The organism is Shimia sp. R11_0 (assembly GCF_017744035.1).
Lineage (GTDB): Bacteria > Pseudomonadota > Alphaproteobacteria > Rhodobacterales > Rhodobacteraceae > Shimia > Shimia marina.
Genome location: NZ_JAGHQY010000001.1, coordinates 417851 through 436331 on the forward strand (window position 1 = coordinate 417851; position 18481 = coordinate 436331).

At 55.8% G+C, this 18481-nt stretch carries 23 protein-coding genes; 15 read left to right on the plus strand and 8 right to left on the minus strand.

Annotation, left to right across the window (positions count from 1 at the left end; all coding sequences use genetic code 11):
• The first annotated feature begins 91 nt into the window (after positions 1 to 91).
• The 6 genes from J7382_RS01845 to J7382_RS01870 all read left to right on the plus strand — a co-directional run bounded on the left by J7382_RS01845 (position 92) and on the right by J7382_RS01870 (position 3834).
• Positions 92 to 385, plus strand: a complete 294-nt coding sequence (locus J7382_RS01845; protein ID WP_058238688.1) for a rod-binding protein — start codon at positions 92 to 94, stop codon at positions 383 to 385.
• On the plus strand, positions 378 to 746 hold the full coding sequence (flgN, locus tag J7382_RS01850; RefSeq protein ID WP_209066732.1) for a flagellar export chaperone FlgN: 369 nt from the start codon (positions 378 to 380) through the stop codon (positions 744 to 746). The genes J7382_RS01845 and flgN overlap by 8 nt, the downstream gene beginning before the upstream one ends.
• A 228-nt stretch (positions 747 to 974) precedes the next feature.
• A complete protein-coding gene (locus tag J7382_RS01855) occupies positions 975 to 2186 on the plus strand; it encodes a flagellin (protein ID WP_209066734.1) in 1212 nt (403 codons plus the stop codon).
• 81 nt (positions 2187 to 2267) lie between these two features.
• Entirely contained in the window at positions 2268 to 2648 is a 381-nt protein-coding gene (flaF, locus tag J7382_RS01860) for a flagellar biosynthesis regulator FlaF (protein WP_209066736.1), read from the plus strand.
• Positions 2645 to 3049: a flagellar biosynthesis repressor FlbT gene (flbT, locus tag J7382_RS01865; protein WP_058238684.1), complete on the plus strand. Its 405-nt coding sequence runs from the start codon at positions 2645 to 2647 to the stop codon at positions 3047 to 3049. The genes flaF and flbT overlap by 4 nt, the downstream gene beginning before the upstream one ends.
• Positions 3046 to 3834, plus strand: coding sequence for a DUF1217 domain-containing protein (locus tag J7382_RS01870; protein ID WP_209066738.1), 789 nt, complete (start codon positions 3046 to 3048; stop codon positions 3832 to 3834). The genes flbT and J7382_RS01870 overlap by 4 nt, the downstream gene beginning before the upstream one ends.
• A gap of 132 nt (positions 3835 to 3966) precedes the next feature.
• On the opposite strand, the gene J7382_RS01875 is transcribed toward J7382_RS01870, so the two are convergent.
• Entirely contained in the window at positions 3967 to 5301 is a 1335-nt protein-coding gene (locus J7382_RS01875) for a FliI/YscN family ATPase (protein WP_058238682.1), read from the minus strand.
• An 84-nt stretch (positions 5302 to 5385) separates the two neighbouring features.
• Here J7382_RS01875 and J7382_RS01880 point away from each other — a divergent pair, with 84 nt between their 5' ends.
• The 9 genes from J7382_RS01880 to J7382_RS01920 are packed head-to-tail and all read left to right on the plus strand — an operon-like array spanning position 5386 to position 9953.
• Positions 5386 to 5769, plus strand: coding sequence for a FlgB family protein (locus J7382_RS01880; protein ID WP_058238681.1), 384 nt, complete (start codon positions 5386 to 5388; stop codon positions 5767 to 5769).
• A 19-nt stretch (positions 5770 to 5788) separates the two neighbouring features.
• Positions 5789 to 6175, plus strand: a complete 387-nt coding sequence (gene flgC / locus J7382_RS01885; protein ID WP_209066739.1) for a flagellar basal body rod protein FlgC — start codon at positions 5789 to 5791, stop codon at positions 6173 to 6175.
• Between the two features lie 21 nt (positions 6176 to 6196).
• Positions 6197 to 6484, plus strand: coding sequence for a flagellar hook-basal body complex protein FliE (fliE, locus tag J7382_RS01890; RefSeq protein ID WP_058238679.1), 288 nt, complete (start codon positions 6197 to 6199; stop codon positions 6482 to 6484).
• Positions 6484 to 6753: a flagellar biosynthetic protein FliQ gene (locus J7382_RS01895; RefSeq protein WP_058238678.1), complete on the plus strand. Its 270-nt coding sequence runs from the start codon at positions 6484 to 6486 to the stop codon at positions 6751 to 6753. The genes fliE and J7382_RS01895 overlap by 1 nt, the downstream gene beginning before the upstream one ends.
• 1 nt (position 6754) lies before the next feature.
• Positions 6755 to 7468, plus strand: a complete 714-nt coding sequence (locus J7382_RS01900) for a flagellar hook-basal body complex protein (RefSeq protein WP_209066740.1) — start codon at positions 6755 to 6757, stop codon at positions 7466 to 7468.
• Between the two features lie 15 nt (positions 7469 to 7483).
• On the plus strand, positions 7484 to 8269 hold the full coding sequence (flgG, locus tag J7382_RS01905; protein ID WP_058238676.1) for a flagellar basal-body rod protein FlgG: 786 nt from the start codon (positions 7484 to 7486) through the stop codon (positions 8267 to 8269).
• 1 nt (position 8270) lies between these two features.
• Positions 8271 to 8693 carry a flagellar basal body P-ring formation chaperone FlgA gene (gene flgA / locus J7382_RS01910; protein ID WP_058238675.1) on the plus strand — a complete coding sequence of 141 codons (423 nt, stop codon included), beginning with the start codon at positions 8271 to 8273 and terminating at the stop codon, positions 8691 to 8693.
• 12 nt (positions 8694 to 8705) lie between these two features.
• A complete protein-coding gene (flgH, locus tag J7382_RS01915) occupies positions 8706 to 9437 on the plus strand; it encodes a flagellar basal body L-ring protein FlgH (RefSeq protein WP_209066741.1) in 732 nt (243 codons plus the stop codon).
• Positions 9438 to 9449: 12 nt separating this feature from the next.
• Positions 9450 to 9953 (plus strand): flagellar basal body-associated FliL family protein, encoded by a 504-nt coding sequence (locus J7382_RS01920; protein WP_209066742.1) that lies wholly within the window; start codon positions 9450 to 9452, stop codon positions 9951 to 9953.
• A gap of 92 nt (positions 9954 to 10045) precedes the next feature.
• Here J7382_RS01920 and J7382_RS01925 read toward each other — a convergent pair whose 3' ends face one another.
• The 7 genes from J7382_RS01925 to motA all read right to left on the minus strand — a co-directional run bounded on the left by J7382_RS01925 (position 10046) and on the right by motA (position 18457).
• Positions 10046 to 10456 (minus strand): hypothetical protein, encoded by a 411-nt coding sequence (locus J7382_RS01925; protein ID WP_058238672.1) that lies wholly within the window; start codon positions 10454 to 10456, stop codon positions 10046 to 10048.
• A complete protein-coding gene (locus tag J7382_RS01930) occupies positions 10453 to 11538 on the minus strand; it encodes a flagellar type III secretion system protein FlhB (protein WP_209066743.1) in 1086 nt (361 codons plus the stop codon). The genes J7382_RS01925 and J7382_RS01930 overlap by 4 nt, the downstream gene beginning before the upstream one ends.
• Positions 11535 to 12308: a flagellar biosynthetic protein FliR gene (locus tag J7382_RS01935; protein ID WP_209066744.1), complete on the minus strand. Its 774-nt coding sequence runs from the start codon at positions 12306 to 12308 to the stop codon at positions 11535 to 11537. The genes J7382_RS01930 and J7382_RS01935 overlap by 4 nt, the downstream gene beginning before the upstream one ends.
• Complete coding sequence (gene flhA / locus J7382_RS01940; RefSeq protein WP_348539991.1) at positions 12308 to 14395, minus strand: flagellar biosynthesis protein FlhA; 2088 nt, start codon at positions 14393 to 14395, stop codon at positions 12308 to 12310. Before flhA ends, J7382_RS01935 begins: the two co-directional genes overlap by 1 nt.
• Positions 14396 to 14398: 3 nt before the next feature.
• Positions 14399 to 15169, minus strand: coding sequence for a transglycosylase SLT domain-containing protein (locus J7382_RS01945; RefSeq protein ID WP_209066745.1), 771 nt, complete (start codon positions 15167 to 15169; stop codon positions 14399 to 14401).
• Positions 15170 to 15260: 91 nt separating this feature from the next.
• Entirely contained in the window at positions 15261 to 17591 is a 2331-nt protein-coding gene (locus J7382_RS01950) for a hypothetical protein (protein WP_209066746.1), read from the minus strand.
• On the minus strand, positions 17588 to 18457 hold the full coding sequence (motA, locus tag J7382_RS01955; RefSeq protein WP_209066747.1) for a flagellar motor stator protein MotA: 870 nt from the start codon (positions 18455 to 18457) through the stop codon (positions 17588 to 17590). The genes J7382_RS01950 and motA overlap by 4 nt, the downstream gene beginning before the upstream one ends.
• Between the last annotated feature and the right edge of the window lie 24 nt (positions 18458 to 18481).

An 18481-nucleotide genomic window follows, 5' to 3' on the forward strand; every position in this document is an offset into this window, starting at 1 on the left:
CCACTGGGAGTCCTCTACCGGAATCATCCTTACCACTTCTTTACCGTCCTCGGTCACAACTCAAAAATATACACAACCTGCGAGGCAAGAAATGCTCACACACACGGCCCCTGTTGCGCCTGCCGCACCACCGGTTCAGCCGCTTCCCTCCGCAAGAGAGGACACTCTGCGCGAAGCGGCGCGGGAACTGGAAACCACCTTTTTGGCGGAAATGTTGAAATCTGCGGGCTTTGGAAAATCCCGTGAAAGCTTCGGCGGCGGTGCTGGCGAAGAACAATTCTCCTCCTTCCTGCGCCAAGAGCAGGCCCGCGCCATGGTGGATGCGGGCGGCATTGGCCTGTCCGAAGCTTTCTTCAACGCCCTAAAGGAGCGCGCAAATGTCTGAAGAGACCGAAATTACCCTGCTCGATTCGCTGGAAACCCTGCTGGAAGAGGAGCGTCAGGCGCTCCTTAAAGGTGACCTTGAGGCGCTGCCTGATCTGCTGGAGCGCAAAGAATCGCTGTTTGAAGATCTGGAAGCCCAGCACGAGGACACGCCACTTGAGGCAGAGGAGCTGGAACCGTTGCAGCATTTGTTTGTGCGCAATCAGTCTTTGTTGGAATCAAGCCAGAACGGGCTGCGTGCCACCACAGAACGTATGGGCACCCTGCGCCGTGTGCGCACCTCTCTGGAAACATACAACAACAATGGTCAACGTCAGGCGGTTCAATTGACCTCCGGCCAACGCGTTGAAAAGAGAGCGTAAATTCAACTCTCTCAAGTTTTAGTGAAATGCGAGTAACTGGGAGAGGGGCGTTTAGGAAAGCCTTAGCACTTCTCCCGCCATGTTGATCCCGCGCTCCAGACGGAGTGGCACCAGTCCAAACGGACAGAAGGTAAATGTCAGAACGACGTTCAGGAGCGCCTCCATAGAGAGGGGCGCAAAATACAACCCGGCGCAAAAGCGCCATTTGAAAAGAGATATAGGAAAGCCATGACCAGCCTTCTGACAAACAACGGCGCAATGGTTGCGCTGCAAACCCTGAAATCCGTGAACAAATCTCTGTCCGAGACTCAGGGTCAAATCTCCACCGGTAAAAAGGTGGACAACGCCAAACAGAACGCAGCTGTTTGGGCTATTTCCAAAACCATGGAATCTGACGTAAACGGCTTCAAATCCGTGCAGGAAAGCCTTGCGCTGGGTGAGTCCACCGTTGCGGTTGCCCGTCAGGCCACTGAAACTGTGACCGATCTGCTCGGTCAGATGAAAGAGCGTATCGTTTCTGCTCAGGGCGACAACGTTGACCGTGCTAAGCTGCAAGCGGAAGTGAACGAACTGCGCGATCAGATCGGTTCTGTTGTCGGCGCGGCGCAGTTCAATGGCCTGAATCTGGTGAGCGGTACGGGTTCTACTGAAATCTTGTCGTCTCTCGACCGTGACAACAATGGTAACGTGAATTCGTCCACCATCACTGTTGACTTTCAGGATTTGTCCAGCGGTAACTATGATGCCAACGACGTTTTCGCAGCTGGTGGTGGTAGTGCAACTATTTCCACCAATGGCGATACCTTTGTTGCGTCCTTGGACGCCGGTGCTCAAGAAAGCATCCTGATCCAAGAAGGTGCTGACGGTTGGAACGAAGGTGACACCGTTTCAATTACCATCGGAGATCAAACTGCCAGCTATACGCTGACAGCGGAAGACGCAGCGTCGACCACAGCTGAAGACATTGTAGCGGTTGGGCTGAAGTCGGCGATTGAAAGCCTGGGTACTGGCGTGACCGTTGACTATGACAGCGGTACAAACCCTGGTGAGCTTCTGTTTGACAACACAGGCACGGAAGATGTTTCCATTACCGGCTCTTGGAAAAACGCAGGTTCTGGTGGTCTTGCTGCTTTGGCAAACATTGACGTTTCCACACTGGCAGGCGCTCAGTCCGCATTGGGTGCAATCGAAGGTCTGATTGACACCACCATTGATGCCGCCGCTGCCTTTGGTACCGTTGAAAGCCGTATCAGCACTCAGAACGACTTCATGTCCAAGCTGAGCGACTCTGTGAAATCCGGTATCGGCTCTCTGGTCGATGCGGATATGGAAGAAACCTCTGCACGTCTGCAGGCGCTTCAGGTTCAGCAGCAGCTGGCGACACAGTCGCTGTCTATTGCGAACCAGGGTCCACAGCAGCTGCTGTCCCTCTTCCGTTAATGGATCTGGGGGGGGCGCCGCGCGCGCCCTCACTCCCTCCATTAAATCGCCCGACCGCACTACTATTCAGGGAATTCTGACGTGACCCCAAACGTTCTTGCTAAAAAGGCATATAGCCAAGCTTCTGCGCCAACCAGAACAGCGGGGAAACTCGAATATGATGTGATTGCCCGCATCACACACAAACTGAAAGAAGCGGCCAAAAAGGGGAAAAAACGCGGATTTCCGGCATTGGCAGAAGCCATTCATGAAAATCGCCAGCTTTGGTCACTGCTCGCTACGATGGTGGCTGATGCGGACAATGAATTGCCCAAAGAGCTGAGGGCCCAGATTTTCTATCTCGCCGAGTTTACAAATCATCATAGCACCAAGGTGCTGGCGGGCGACGCCAATGTACGCCCCCTTCTTGAAGTCAATACCGCCATCTTGCGCGGTCTTCGAAGCGGAGCAGCAGCAGCATGAGCGGCCTTGTTCTCAAATTGAGCCCCAAAGAGCGGGTTCTGGTCAATGGAGCAGTGATTGAAAACGGCGACCGCCGGTCTCGTCTCTCCATCATGACCCCAAATGCAAATATTCTGCGTCTTCGGGATGCCATTCACCCTGAAGAAGCCAACACGCCGGTGCGCCGTGCCTGTTATTCCCTGCAACTGGTTCTGTCTGGTGATACGGACGCCGATGAAGTGGAACGCACCCTGCTGCGCCATATTGAGGATCTGAGCCAGGTGTTCACTGATCCGGACAGCCGGCGCCAAATCGGCCTTGCCACCGAAGCGGTGATTGGGGGCCGGCACTATCAGGGTCTGAAAGCTCTGCGCGCACTTCTGCCGCGTGAGGAACGCTTGATGGCGGTGGCACGCCAATGACCTATCAGCCGATTGTCGTAGGCAGTGGTCTTGTCGCATGGAACTTTATGCAGCGGACCATGGAAACGCAGACAACTGCGTTTGAAAACTCTGCCGTGGTGCAACGCGATCTCGACTATTTTGCCGAAAACATCGGCAAGGTGGAGAGCGCGGAAGACCTTGTGAACGACCGTCGGCTGTTGCGCGTGGCGCTGGGCGCTTATGGGCTGGATGATGATCTGAACAACAAGTTCTTTGTGCAGAAAATCCTCTCCGATGGCACGCAGGCGGATGATGCGCTGTCCAATCGACTGGCCGACAAGCGCTATCGAGAATTTTCCGAAGCCTTTGGTTTTGGCGATCTTGGCGGGCCCTGGCACAAGACACCGAGTTTTGTGGAAAACATCAAAGAAGACTACCTTGCGCGTCAGTTTGAGACCGCGGTTGGCAATCAGGATGAAAACCTGCGATTTGCCATGAACGCCATGCGCGAGCTGGATGACATTGCCCTTTCTGGTCAGAGTGACAATACCAACTGGTTCACAGTGATGGGCAACCCGCCCCTGCGCAAGGTGTTTGAAACCGCCTTTGGCCTGCCGACCGAATTTGGATCGCTGGATCTGGACAAACAGCTGGAGACTTTCCGCGAGCGTCTGGAAGATTTGACTGGCAATGGCGAGATTTCCCAGTTCGTCGGCTCCGACACGCGCGAAGCGATTGTGGAGCGGTTTTTGCTGATGTCGGAAATCGGCAATGTCTCTGTGGCCAGCTCTGGCCAGATTGCTTTGACGCTTCTGTCATACTGACCAAAATCCACCGGTTGATCCGCAGCAAATTTACGGACGTTTGCCCGATGGGAAACAGATGTCATACCGACAGGATACTGACGCTAGATTTTGGTTTGAAGGCGCGCTGTGAGGAGCGCGCCTTTTGGGTTTTCAGACACCGCGTGATCCGGCCCGCCGCAGCAGCAGGGTCAGCTTGGCAAAGGCATTCTCAATAGAGGGGCTGGTGCTGTCTGCGAGATAGGTGTCAAGCTCTGGCCAGGCGGCAATGGCCACATCCAGAAGCGGGTCGGATCCTGACGTGTAAAGCCCGGCGCGGATCATGGTAGCGGATTGCTCATAAGCCCCCAGCAGGCGGCGTGCCTCAGAAATCGCTGCGTTTTCAGTATCTTTGGCGCAATGCGGCAGGCTGCGGGAGACAGAGCGCAACAGGTCAACTGCCGGATATCGCCCGCGTTCCGCAATCTTGCGATCAAGCACAACATGCCCATCCAGAACACCGCGCAAGATATCTGCGATGGGTTCATCCATGTCAGAACCGGCGACAAGCACGCTGAAAATACCGGTGATGTCCCCTTGCCCGTCCATGCCCGGGCCAGCCCGTTCACAGAGGGACATAATCATATGAGAGGTTGAGGGCGGATAGCCGCGCAGGGCAGGCATTTCGCCAGAGGCAACGGCGACTTCCCGATGGGCTTCAGCGAATCGCGTGATCGAATCTGCCATGAAAATCACATGCTTGCCCTGATCTCGAAAGTGCTCTGCCACGGTCATGGCCGCCAGCGCGCAACGGCGGCGCACAAGCGGTGACTGATCCGACGTGGCGGCGATCACCACCGACCGTGCCAGCCCTTCAGGCCCCAGAACGTGCTCGACAAACTCGCGCAACTCGCGCCCGCGTTCCCCGATCAGGGCGATGACTGCGATGTCGCCGGTCATATGGCGCGCAAACTGCCCCATCAGGCTAGATTTGCCGACGCCAGAGCCCGCAAATAGGCCGATCCGTTGCCCTTTGACGATGGGCAGCATGGTATTGAACACGGACATGCCGGTTTCGAGGCGATCCCCCAACGCCCGGCGCGCGGCGGGCGGCGGCGGGCTTGATTTAAGTGGGCGAACCTCGCTGCCCCGCAAAAGAGGCTTTCCATCCAAAGGGTTACCATAGGGGTCAATAATGCGCCCGACCCAGGAATTTGCAGGGGCGATTCCGATTTGATCCCGCAAAGAAACGGGATCTCCTATGGAGACTCCGTCAGGAGCATTATCGGGCAACATGGTGATGTCTTTGCCGTGCAGCTGGATCACCTCACCAGAGATTTCCTGCCCCTCGTGAAGCTGCACACGGAGCAAATCTCCGATTCGTGCAACAGTGTTGAGCCCGCGCACGCGCAAAAGGTTCCCTTCGACCGCGCATACACGACCTATGTCTTTGATTGGGCGTACTCTTTCAAGTTCCGCGCCCAGGCATTCTAGCTCCAAAGCGTTCATTGGCTTCTCCAATCTACCTACGAAACACTTTCTAAAGGAATCAGGGTTAAGCCTTGATTTAAGTTGTTCGAGGGAGAAACCCCGATGTTCAAATCGTTGGATGTCTTTAAAACGGCACACGCCATGGCTCAGCACGCTGCGACCCGTCAGGTCGTTGTGTCTCAGAATATGGCAAATGCAGATACGCCTGGTTATCAAGCGCAGGACATCACGCCTTTCAAAGAGGTGTTTCGCAATGATGGCAGCGCCAAAACGATGCGCGCAACCCGTTCCGGCCATCATGGCCACAGCCTGGAAGCTTCCGCGCTGAACCCAACCCTCACTACCGCAGAAGTATCTCCCAACGGCAACAGCGTGTCGCTGGAAGAGGAAATGCTGAAGGCGGTTGAGGTCAAGCGCCAGCACGACCGCTCCATGGCGATTTACAAATCATCGCTGACTGTCCTGCGCACCGCGCTTGGACGATAAGACAGAAAGTCCCAGACAAATGAGTGATCTCGGCTCTGCATTAAGCATCACCTCCTCTGGCCTGCGCGCACAGGCCGCGCGCCTGCGCCACGTTTCGGAGAACATAGCCAACGCCGATACCCCAGGGTATCAGCGTAAAACCGTTCGTTTTGAAGCGGATACAGGGGCGCGTGACGGCAGTGTCATGGTTGGCCCCGTTCAGTTGGATCGCAGTGAAGGCACCAAAGTCTTCGATCCCTCGCACCCGATGGCAGATGCGACCGGCAACTATTTCAGTTCCAATGTCGACATGATCATCGAGATCGCAGACGCGCGCGAAGCGCAGCGTAGCTACGAAGCCAATCTAAAAATGTTCGATCAAACCCGACAGATGTCGGCCTCTTTGATGGAACTCTTGAGAAAGTAAACTTAGCCTAGGAGACCCAGAATGGATGTCCGCACAGTACTGGCCGCACAGAAATACACGGCCTCCAAACCGGCAACAGGGCCGGCCGAAAACGGGCAGGGCGGCAACGTCTTGCTTGGGCTTGCAAAAGACTTTGCAACCACTCTGCAAGAGAGTGAGCAAGTGTCCATGCAGGCCATGACCAGCAAAGCAGATCCGCACACTTTGGTTCAAGCTCTGGCACAGACAGAGCTGGCGGTGGAAACCGCTGTGACCGTGCGCAACAAGGTTGTGGAAGCCTATCAAGAAATCCTGCGCATGCCGGTCTGATGCTTGATCAAGCCATCTTCTTTGACACTCTGCGCCAGGGGCTCTGGGTCGCCGTGATGATTTCCACGCCGATCCTCGCCGTGGCACTGATTTCAGGTGTCGCCGTTGGCTTGTTCCAGGCGCTCACCTCCATCCAGGAAATGACCCTGACGTTCGTGCCAAAGGTGCTTTCGATCGTCATCGTCTTCTGGGCCACCATGGGGTTCATGAGCCAGTCACTTGTCGCATTTTTTCAAAATCAAATCATACCCTTAGTCGCCGGAGGCTAATATGGATAACGCAGGTTACACAACATTGACCCGCCAATCGGGCCTGAAGCGGGAAATGACGGTTCTGGCAAATAACATCGCCAATGCCGCAACCACAGGGTATCGCGCCGGTGGCATTACTTTTTCGGAATTTATCAAATCTGCGCCGGGTACGGAAAGTATCTCTATGGCGACAGCCAATGTGCAGACCACATTGCTCAGCCAAGGGGCGCTTAAGAAGACCGGTGGATCGTTTGATTTTGCCATCGAAGGCGCTGGTTTTTTCATGGTTCAGACACCAGAGGGCGAGAGGCTGACGCGTGCAGGTGCCTTTACGCCAAATGAGAATGGCGATCTGGTCAATATGGACGGCCATCTGGTTTTGGATGGCGGCGGCGCGCCAATTTTCATTCCGCCGGATGCCAAAAGCGTGGATGTGTCTTCTGATGGCACGTTCAGTGTTGACGGACAGCCCTTTGCGCAGATTGGTCTTTATCGTCCGACCAACCCGTTGGATCTGAAGCGGGAAACCGGGGTTCTGTTTGACGCGCCAGATGGTGTTGAGCCGGTAGAAGAGGGGCGCGTGCTTCAGGGATTTCTGGAGAGCTCCAATGTGGATCCTATCTTGCAAATGGCGCGCATGATTGATGTGCAGCGCGCCTATGAGATGGGCCAGACCTTCCTTGAAAACGAACACAGCCGCATTCGCGACGCTGTTAAAACCTTTGTCCGATAACGAGAGGATACCAACATGCGTGCCCTGACGATTGCAGCCACCGGTATGAGCGCACAGCAACTGCGCGTTGAGACCATTTCCAACAACCTCGCCAATATGTCGACCACGGGCTATAACGCGCGGCGCGCCGAATTTGCCGATCTGCACTATCAACAGGTCTCACGCGCTGGGGCGATCAGCTCTGCGGATGGCTCCGTTTTGCCCACCGGCATTCAGGTCGGTCTGGGGGTGCGTCCTTCGGCGATTTCCGTGCAACTGGAACAGGGCTCCCTGTCCAACACGGGCGGGGATCTGGATGTCGCTATTGAAGGCAAGGGCTATCTGGAAGTCACCATGCCGTCTGGCCAATCCGCCTATACCCGCGATGGGGGGCTTAAGCGCAGTGCCGATGGGCTGATTGTGACCTCAGATGGCTATCCTGTTGCGCCGGAAATCACCATTCCAGAAGATGCGACCAGCATTTCCATCAATGGTGACGGTGAGGTTTATGCCTTCTTCCGGGACAGCCCGGATGCGGAGTTGCTGGGACAGTTCACCATGGCCAGCTTTGCCAATGCCAAAGGTCTAGAAGCGATTGGCAGCAATATGTTCCTTGAGACCGAGGCCTCCGGTGCGCCCACCGTTTCTTCACCCGGGGAAGATGGGCTGGGCACCCTGCGTCAAGGGTATCTGGAAGACAGCTCTGTGGATGCTGTGCGCGAGGTGACCGAGTTGATTGAGGCACAGCGCGGGTATGAGTTGAATGCCAAAGTGATCACGGCTGCGGATCAGATGATGGCCGCCACGTCGCAGGTACGCTGATATGAAAAAGGCCCTTCTGTTTCTCATCTCTCTTTGTATGGCCGCGCCAGCATGGGCGGAAATTGTGGTCGCGACCACGACCATTCGCGCCAATACGATCATCGAGCCGGGCGCAGTGGGGCTCAAAAAAGGCGATGTTGCCGGTGTGCACAGCGATCTGGAGGCCGTGATTGGCCTGGAAGCGCGCAAAGTGCTCTACCCAGGGCGGCCTGTGCGCATTGGCGATGTCGGCGCGCCGGCCTTGGTCGAACGCAATCAGATCGTTCTGCTGAAGTTCAACACATCTGGGCTCACCATAGAAACCGAAGGTCGTTCGCTGGCCCGCGCCGGTGAGGGAGAACGTCTGCGGGTGATGAACCTGAATTCGCGTACTACCGTGACCGGCATTGTGCTGCCTGATGGCAGTGTCAAAGTTTCAAACTAAAGGGAAAGAATCGTGCGATTTATTTCTGCTCTTCTTGTACTATCTGCGCTGGCGCTGTCCGGTTGTGCCCGGACAGATCACATCGGCAAAGCGCCGAGCTTTACCCCGACAACCAACAATCAAGAGCACTATGCGATGATGAATCCGCCGCTGCCCACGCAGGCCAGCGTTTCCCGTCGTTCGGATACGGCTTCGCTATGGAGCCGCAATCGACAGTCGCTTTTGGGGGATCGCCGCGCCGCGTCGCGGGGGGACATCCTGACCGTCGTGATTGAAGTGGATGAAAAGGCGCAGATCGACAATGAGAGCGAACGCAATCGCAGCGGGTCAGAGACGTTGAGCGTGCCGCAACTGATTGGTCTGCCACAGCGGTTGAACAGCAAGCTGCCTGCGGGCGCGACTACGGATCCACTTGTGGATTTCAGTTCTGATAGCAAAAGCAGCGGTGATGGGTCGGTCAAACGCAGTGAAAAGTTGACGCTTCGGGTGGCCGCAACGGTGGTGGATGTTCTGCCAAATGGGGTTCTGGCCATTCAAGGTACCCAAGAATTGCGGGTGAACTTTGAGCTGCGTGAACTGCTGGTGTCAGGCTATGTGCGCTCTGAAGACGTGTCCCGCCAGAACGAAATCACCTTCGACAAAATAGCGTCTGCGCGTGTGTCTTATGGCGGGCGGGGTCAGATTACCGATATGCAACAGCCACGTGTGGGACAGCAGGTTCTTGATGCTGTTCTGCCGTTCTGATCGAGGCCAGGAATGAAAAAACTACTCCCTATAATTCTGCTTCTTGTAGGTGTTGGTGGTGGCGTTGGGGCAGGGCTGGCACTGCGCCCAGAGCCTACGCCGCCTCCCGCCGAAGAACATATGGCAGAGACTGATGAAAAAGCCGCCGCCAAGACGGAAAAGCCCCCTAAGGAAGAGGGCCCGCCAAGCGGACGTGAATATGTGGATCTGAACGATCAGTTCATCATTCCAGTAGTGGATGATGATGCGGTGTCATCGCTTATTCTGGTCACCTTGACCCTTGAAGTGGACTCAGGTGAACGCGAATCCATCTATCAAGCGGAGCCAAGAATTCGCGGCGCGCTTTTGCAGACGATGTTTGACCATGCCAATGCGGGTGGTTTCCATGGCGCTTTCACCAATTCCAGCAAGCTGGAGCCCCTGCGTCGCACCTTCTTGGAAGTGGCTCAGAACGTGTATGGAGACGAAATTTCCGACGTGTTGATTATTCAGATCACACGTCAAGATGTCCCGTAAACCGGGACATAACATAGCGCGCAGAAAGCGCGATTGCCTACGGTGAAACTGTAGAAAACCTGTTGCGCTCCACGTGTTTGTGGAGCGCTTTTTTATCCAAAGCTCAATTTGGTTTCGAGAATGGAAGTGACTTGTTGCGTGCGACGGGTTTGCAGGCGTGTCAGCTCAGCCTCTTTCAGGAGCTTTTCCATCACATCAGCTTTGCCAAAGTGTTTTTGAAGTTCCTGAAAAGCCATCTCTTTGCGCACAAGCACATTGGCCAGCTGCTGATTGAGGATCTTGCGGTTGCGTCCAATCCAATTGTTCCAGGCCAAGTCACCGCCGGTGAGACGCAACGTGGCGTCTGTTTGCATGGTGTCACGGCTGGATTTTTCCTGATCCGCCAGGTCACTGAGCAGGCCGCGCAGCTTATTCTCCTCTGCCTGAATCGCTTGCATTTCTGCCTGTGCTTTTTGGTAGCGCGCCTGTGTGATCACGTTCAGGTCTTTGAGGTCTTGTGTCATACCATGCCTTTCGCACGTTTGCGCATTGCATCTGCAAACCGGATGGCTGCGGCCACGGAGCGGTATTGATCAGACGGAATCTCCTGTCCGATTTCAACAACCGCATGCAGCGCGCGGGCGGTTGGCGGATCTCTGTGGATTGGCACCGCCGCCTCTTGTGCAACTTCGCGAATGCGCGCGGCGATCTCATCCACACCTTTGGCCACGCAAACCGGCGCTTCACCCGGCAGGCGGGACCATTTCAGAGCAACGGCATAATGGGTTGGGTTCACAACAATCACATCAGCGTCCGGAACATCTGCCAGCATCTGGTTCATGGCAATTTCCTGCCCCTTCTGACGGCGGTGTTGTTTCATATGTGGATCGCCTTCGGACTCCTTCTGCTCGTCGGTCATTTCCTTGCGCGTCATCATGTTCTTGCGAATGTGTTCGGCGCGCTGCCAGAAGTAGTCGATCGTGGCGATGATGGCGGAGACGATGATAACGATCATCAAGAACTCCAGCATCAAACGGCCAAGCAGGGCTGGCACCATCATCGCATCAAGCTGAATAGCGGAAGCCATTTCAGCCATTCGGAATTTCAGAAAGAAGCCCAGGCAAATCGAATAGGTCACCAGTTTGGTGAAGCTTTTGGCAAACTCAAACAAGCCGTTGCGGCCATATTTGTTCTTGGCGTTTGAGATGGGATTGATGCGCGACAGCTTGGGTTGCAGTTTGGAAGGTGTCACAAGAAAAGCGTTCTGGGCCAGAATGCTCAGGATGACCGCAATCATGGGCACGGCAAACCAGGGGGAAATCGCGGTGATGGTTTCCAACATGATGCCGCCGAGCGGTGTGGACGGGTTCCCTTCAAACACCAGAGGCGCAAGCGAGTCGGCCTGATCCAGAAGCACCATGAGCCCGTTGCCTGCCGCGGAAATGGTGCCCGCGCCAACGGCAATGAATGCCAGGGTGATGCCCAGATAGCTTGCCGCCACCGACACATCCATGGATTTGGCGATTTCGCCTTTCTTGCGCGCCTCATCCAGCTTGTGCTGCGTCGGCTCATAGGACTTTTCGCTGTCGTCTTCTTGTCCGCTCATCTAAGGCCCTCAATCGGGTTGATCATGAAGCTTTGCAAAGCGCCCCACCACAGGGTCAAAAGTGCAGGTGCGACAAGAAACAGAATGAAAAGACCGCCAGCGGTGATCAGGGGCGCACCAACAAAGGCCACCATCAGCTGTGGCATGGCGCGGTTGATGACGCCCAGCATCAGATTGTAGAGTGCGGAAATGATGACAAAGGGCGCGGCCAGTCGGAAGGCCATGGAAAAGGCAGCAGAAACCTGTGGCACGCCCCATTCCGTCATGACTTCGACCACCGGGAAAACACCTGCGGGGAAAATGATATAGGAGCCGATCAGATAGCGGGCGACATAGACATGCAGCCCCATTGTGACGGCGAGCGCGAGCCCAGCCAGGACCAAAACATTGCCGATGGCGGGCAGAGGTTCACCAGAGGCCCCGCCCAGAAGCTGTGCCAATGAGGTGGATTGACCGGCAATCGTGCCAGCGGTCTGCAGTGCCATAACAAACATGCGCATGCTGATGCCGATCAGCAGCCCGGCCAGCCCTTCGGTGACGGTGTAGCGCGCGACCGCATGAAAACTGGGTGGGATGGTTTCAAACGTTGGCACCGCAGGGGCCACGATGGCAGTAAAGGCCACCGCCAGACCGATTTTGACACGTGGCGGAACAGATGTTTCGCCAAAGGCGGGCAAGACAGAGACCGCCGCGCCCACGCGCAAGAACACCAGAAAGCCGTGCCAGAGCACGGCTTCGGTGATGTTTAGGACGGCGAGGGCGTTTTCCATCAGGCGGTGACCACCCCAACCAGAGAGGGGCGGGCATCCAAGCCGATCTCTTCGAAGGAAAGAACCGGATTTGTGATGCCCTTTGCACTGAGCACGGTGCGCAGAAAGCGCCGACGTCGCGTGGAGGTCACGAGGGCAGCAAAAATTCCGCTGTTGCCGGCTTCTGACATGCGGTCGGCGATGGATTGTGCCAGCGAGTTGAAGACATCAGGTGGCAATGCAACATCCATGCCGCCAGCTTCACCATCAATTTGATAGGTGGCAAATGTGTCTTCCCATTCTGGTGCCAATTGTACGAGCGGAATGGTGCCATCTTCGCGTTTGAGATCTGAAATGAGCTGGAAGCCCAGTCGCTGACGTACATGTTCGCAGATCGCATCCGGCATGACGCTGACATGGCGTGCCTCGGCGATGGACTCCAGGATCAGGGGAATGTTGCGGATGGAGACCTGTTCATCCAGCAACATGCGCAGGATGCGGTGCAGCAGATCCAGAGGCACTTTGTCTGGTACAAATTCATCCATCATGCGGCGGTTGGCTTCGGCGCGGATGGGGTCAGAGAGGTTGACCATTTCATCAAGAATGCGACGCAGGGCCTTGAAGGTCAGCAGGCGACCGAAATTCATCTTGATGGTTTCCAGCAGGTGCGTGGCCAGCACTTCGCCCGGGGTGACAATCGTGATGCCAGAGAGAGCGGCCTGCTCCTGAGCCTTGCTGTCAATCCAGCGCGCGGGTGCGCCATAGACCGGCTCAGAGACGTCCTCTCCAAACGGCAGGGCATCAGGTGTGTCACCGGCAAGGGCTAGAACCTTTTCGGGTTCAAGCCGGTCGCGCACCTGCTCTACGCCCTGAATACGGATCGTGTAGGTGCCATTGGGCAGAGAGGGTTCGTCCGTCAGACGGATTTCGGGCAGGATCAACCCAAATGTCGAGGCCACATGGGTGCGCATATTGGTGATCCGCGCATCCAGCCCAGCACCGGGATCCAGCACCATATTGACCAGATCTGTGGCGAATTCCACATGGATGTCGTCGAGATCCAGAACGTCCCCGATAGGTTTGTCCCGTGGCAGAACGGGGGCTTCTTCTTCCAGCTCAGGAAGATCGCTTTCCTGTTTTTTATTGCGCTGCAGGTAGTAGGCGGCCGCGCCCAGGGTGGCCCCGCCTGCAATAAACGGGATGAATGGGAGGCCGGGAACCAATGCAAAGAGCACCATAAGAACCGCGACGGTTGCGATGGCAGGGGGGTAATTGCCCAGTTGCTTCACCAGTGTGAGATCGGTGGACCCAGTGGTGCCGCCACGGGCCAGCAAAAGCGCCGATGCGATAGAGATGATAACCGCCGGGATCTGCGTGACGAGCCCATCACCAACAGTCAGGATGGCGTAGGTCTCAAAGGCCTGTCCAAGGGGCATGCCATGTACGGCCGCGCCCATGATCAACCCCATGACCAAATTGAGCAGGGTGATCAAAAGGCCGGCAACCGCATCGCCTTTTACAAATTTCGAGGCACCATCAAGCGAACCGAAGAAGGTGGTCTCCTGTTGCTCGCGCTCACGGCGGGCTTTGGCTTCGGCGTGGTCGATCGCGCCAGCGGACATATCACTGTCGATGGCGAGCTGTTTACCGGGCATACCATCAAGGGCAAAGCGCGCGCCAACTTCGGCCATACGTGTCGCACCTTTGTTGATGACCATGAAGTTCACGATCAGCAGCACACAGAATACCACGAGGCCCAGAAAGACGCTGCCGCCCATGACGAAATTGGCAAAGCCTTCGATCACATCTCCTGCGGCATTGGTGCCGGTATGGCCCTGACCAATGATCAGTTTGGTGGAGGACACGTTGAGCGACAGCCGCAGCATCAGTGAGGCCAGTAGGATGGTTGGGAAGGCGGAGAAATCGAGCGGGCGTTCAATGAAGAGCGTCACGGTAAAGATCAGGATGGCCAGAGCGAAAGACCCGGCCAGTCCGATGTCCAAAACCCAGGAGGGCATGGGCAGGATCATCATGACGATGATCGCCATCAAGGCCAGAGCCAACAAAATGGTTGGGCTGAAGAGTGTTTTGATCGTTTGCGGCGTCACAGATCAGCCTCCATTGGCGAGGAAAGGGCGTGCGGAACCGGAGGAGCGTGGGACCAGGGACCCCATCACGCCTGCGCTTTGTCCGCGCTGCAGAAGCGGAAAATTATTTTCGTGCACAACGGTGGCCGTGCGCACGAGCGGTTTGGTTTTACGGGCCGGTGTCATGGGCATGGCGCCAGGATCCGGCAAGTTAGCGATGATTTTCTTGAAACGCGCTTTGTACTTTTCAGCGTATTTCGGTGTGCGAGAATGGTATGCGGCGGCCGCATCATGCCAATTGTTGGTCTCCGCATAGAGGCGTGAGAGAAAATCGGCAGCGTAACGTGCATTGGCGATGGGTTCGAACATATGTTCGATGTCAGTGAAGTTTTGGCCGTGCCAGCGATAGTTCAGCTGAAAACACCCAACATCAAAACTCCGAGCACCCGCTTTGAAATGGCTTTTGGCGTAGTTCAGCGCCTCTTGTCTGGAGTTGAACCAGACGCCCTTGCCTTCCATATTAACCGTCCATGGCCATGGCGCCAGAACCCCATTTGAGCGACGTCCGGTTTCTGTTCGGGTGATGGCAAGCAGGACATTGGCGGGCACGCCGGTTTCATTGGCAACGATACGGGCCACACGATCACAGGTTTCAGGCCCGCCACTATTGGCCGAGGCTGTTTCAGCTCCTCCAACAACGACACAGGCAAAAGCCAGAGATCCAAGCTGTGAAATGGACTTCAGAGAGTCGCCGATTAAGAATCGCAACGCTCTGAAAACGTTCTGTTTTATCATACCGATAGCTTTCTGCCCCAGTTTGGGTTCAAGCTATCGGGCGTTTCTTTACATTTGGTAACCGACGGTCACCCTATTGGTGAGAAGGTAATCAGGATGAGGGGTCTGAAAGTGTGTGCCAGTTCAGAATCTCATCCACCACACTGCGGGTTTCAGCGCTGCCTTCCAACAGGGAGCGGTTTTCTGACAGCATGCCTTGGGTCACGCGCTCAAGCGGGTCTGCCCCATCAGCCGTGCCCTCAGTTTGCTCTGCGAAGAGCGTGGAGGCTTGACGATAAACTTCGGTTTCTGAGGCGGCCAGGGCCTGTAGATTGCCGCCGAGCCAGTTTTCGGCTTCGGCTTCGGCCTCATCGCCCAGCTCTGCAAGCAGGCTTGCCGCCATTTCATGATCACCTGACAAGGAACGTGCCTTTGCGCGCAGTCGATTGGCCTCTGGGCTATCCATGCCCATCAGTTCAGCTTCCGCACGCCGCGGAAGCGCGTCAGCCAGTGCCACGCGGGCTTTCAGAAGACGCTTCTTGTCATTGGCGCTTGCATTTTGCGCAGCTTGTAGCAGGCGGCGTGTTTCCCCCACAAAGCCCAGATCAAAGAGCTTATGTGCCAAAGCAAGAGCTGTGTCGGGTTTGATGCGTCCTGGCTCAGAAAGCTTCTGAGCTAAGGTATAGGAAATAATGTCAAAATCTTCGGAGTGTTCGATCACAGCATTGGCCAGACGGTTGCGAATTTCCACCGCTTGTTCTGCGCCATCACGGTCTTCGATTTCCGCGACGATGGCAAAAGCTGTTTCGAAGTCCTTATCCAACATCCGCGCCAAAGCGTGCGCGCGGCGCAGTGATGGCCCCATGGCCCCGCCTTTGTGCTCAACCGCAAGTGCGCCCACCAGTGCGATGGTGTCTGAGGCAGGGGCAACACCCTGTTGTAGATGAGAATCCACGAGATCAATGATTGCCAGCGTTGCCATGTCGGAATTTTCAGTTGCGAGCTCTGTCAAGGCTTCGGTGGCCTCTTCGGTTTTTCCCATCTCCGCATCCAGCGTTGCTTTGGCGAAGTCAAAGTTTGCTGCTGGTGTTGAATTGGCGCGGGCGATTGCGTTGAGCACCAAGGTCGCGCTCTCGGTGTCGCCTTGTTCCACAAAGTGGTTGCTCAGTTTTGGGCCAAGATATTCGCGCAGATGACGTGGCATGGCCGCCAGCCCGTCCATCGCACCTTTTGCGGCGCTTTCGCCTGTCAGAGGTTCTCCGGCAAGGGCCGCCCAGAGAGCGACGTGACCGGAACAATGGCCCTGATTGGCAAAAGCGTGACCTTCTTCAGGCAAGGGCTCGCCATCAACGATGAAGGCCATTGCTTCCAGAATGTCGCTGTGGCCCGATTTCGGCAGAAGATCCAGCGCTTGCAGCGCTTCCGCGCCAAATGTGTAATGAATGTAGAGTTTGGCGAGCTGTTCCAGAGCCTTGTCGTTGGTCCGATCAAACTCTCCTACCAGATTTTGACGCAACGCGGCCAGCTCTTCGATGAAGGTCCGATCTCCACTCCACGATGCTATATCTACGGCTGCATCGGGCAGACAGATGCCAACGCCTCGCTGGCCACTCAAAAGGGCGGCGATGTCGCGGCCCACTTCGTCGATCACGTTGTAGGCGACGATGTTCAGATCTTTGCCGTCCATACCAATCGCGGCTTGCGGAGGCACGTGGTCTGTTTTGACCACAGATGCGCCCGGTGTTTTGAATTGTTCACCCGCGGCGAGCTCTGTCGGCGTAGTGTCTGGCAGCACTGGAATAGGTTGTGCATCCAAAAGCCGTTGCGTGGCGGCACGGTCCACTTGTTTGATCAGATCCTGACGCAGCGCGGTCACATTGGTTTTGCGTGTTACGAAGTTTTCCAGCGCGAGAAGGCCGGAAAAGTCAGGCTTGGGAGAAGGCTCCGGCTCTGGAACGGGCGCAGTTGTGACGGGCTTGGCGGCTTCCAGAGAGGAAAAGCGGAAAATGCGCTGGGGCTCTTCGGTGGGCACCGCCTCCCCGAAAGAAAGCGGGATCTGTGGCAGATCATCCTGCTCGGGCGGAAGGCCTTCGCGAATGTCAAAAATCACATAGCGCTCGTTGTAGGGAATCGAAACAACGCGACAGGCGCAGGCAAGTTGCAGCTCCACTTCGCCAGCCTGATCATCTGTGACCACATTGGCCAGTCGCGTCCGCGGGATGCGGTCGAAAATGCGGGAGGTTCGCAAATTGAGGTCATCGCCCTCAATTTTGATCCGATAAGTGGTGCCGCGACCGGTGATTGTCCAATCGGTATCAGCTGATGGCAAAGTTGCCACCAGCCGTGTGAAATCCTCATGCTCCCCGGACCGGAAGAGCACATCCTGTGCCTGTGCCGTCGTAGCGGCTGCAACAATCGGTAGGGCCAGCAGGAGTGGTTTCATGCTGCTTCTTTCTTCACTTCTTTAAGAGCTTCTTCCAATTCCGCGAATTGCGGTCTGTTGTGAGCGGGCGTGTTTTGGCGGCCAACTTCGATACAGATATTGGGAGAGTGGTTGTGCAGGTTTGCAATCAAGACTTCGCGGATCAACTGATAGAAATGCGCGTCTTCTTCTACGATGCCTTTGATTTTGGAGGCAAAAGGGCCGACCAGACCATAGGCCAAGAAAACGCCGAGGAAGGTGCCTACAAGCGCGCCGCCAATCATCTTACCCAGAACTTCTGGTGGTTGATCGATAGAGCCCATGGTTTTAATCACACCCAAAACCGCGGCCACGATGCCCAGTGCGGGCAAGGCGTCAGCTAGAGACTGCAAAGCATGCGGGGAATGCATGGCGTGGTGAAAATTGGCTTCGATGCGCTTTTCCAGGACTTCCTCCACCTGATGCGGGTCATCATAGTTCATCGATGCAGAGCGCATGGTGTCGGAAATCAGGTTTACAGCTTCTTTGTCAGCCTGAATTTTCGGGTAGCGTTGGAAGATCGAAGATTCTTCAGGGTTTTCGATGTGCTCTTCAATGGCGACAGGATTTTTTCTGGCTAATCGTATGAGTTCAAAGAGCAAACACAGCAGATCCTGATAGTCCTGTGGCTGCCACTTTGTGCCTTTGAAGACTTTGCCCAGATCTTTGAGCGTGTGTTTCACCGCGGCGGCGTCATTGGACAGCAGAAATGCCCCCACACCGGATCCGCCAATAATGATCATCTCAAATGGCAGGGCTTTCAAAATGGGGGCGAGACTACCACCGGCAAGAGCGTAACCACCCAAAACCATGATGAAAACGACTGCAATGCCGATAATACTGATCATGGAATCGTACTCCTAATTGCGTTC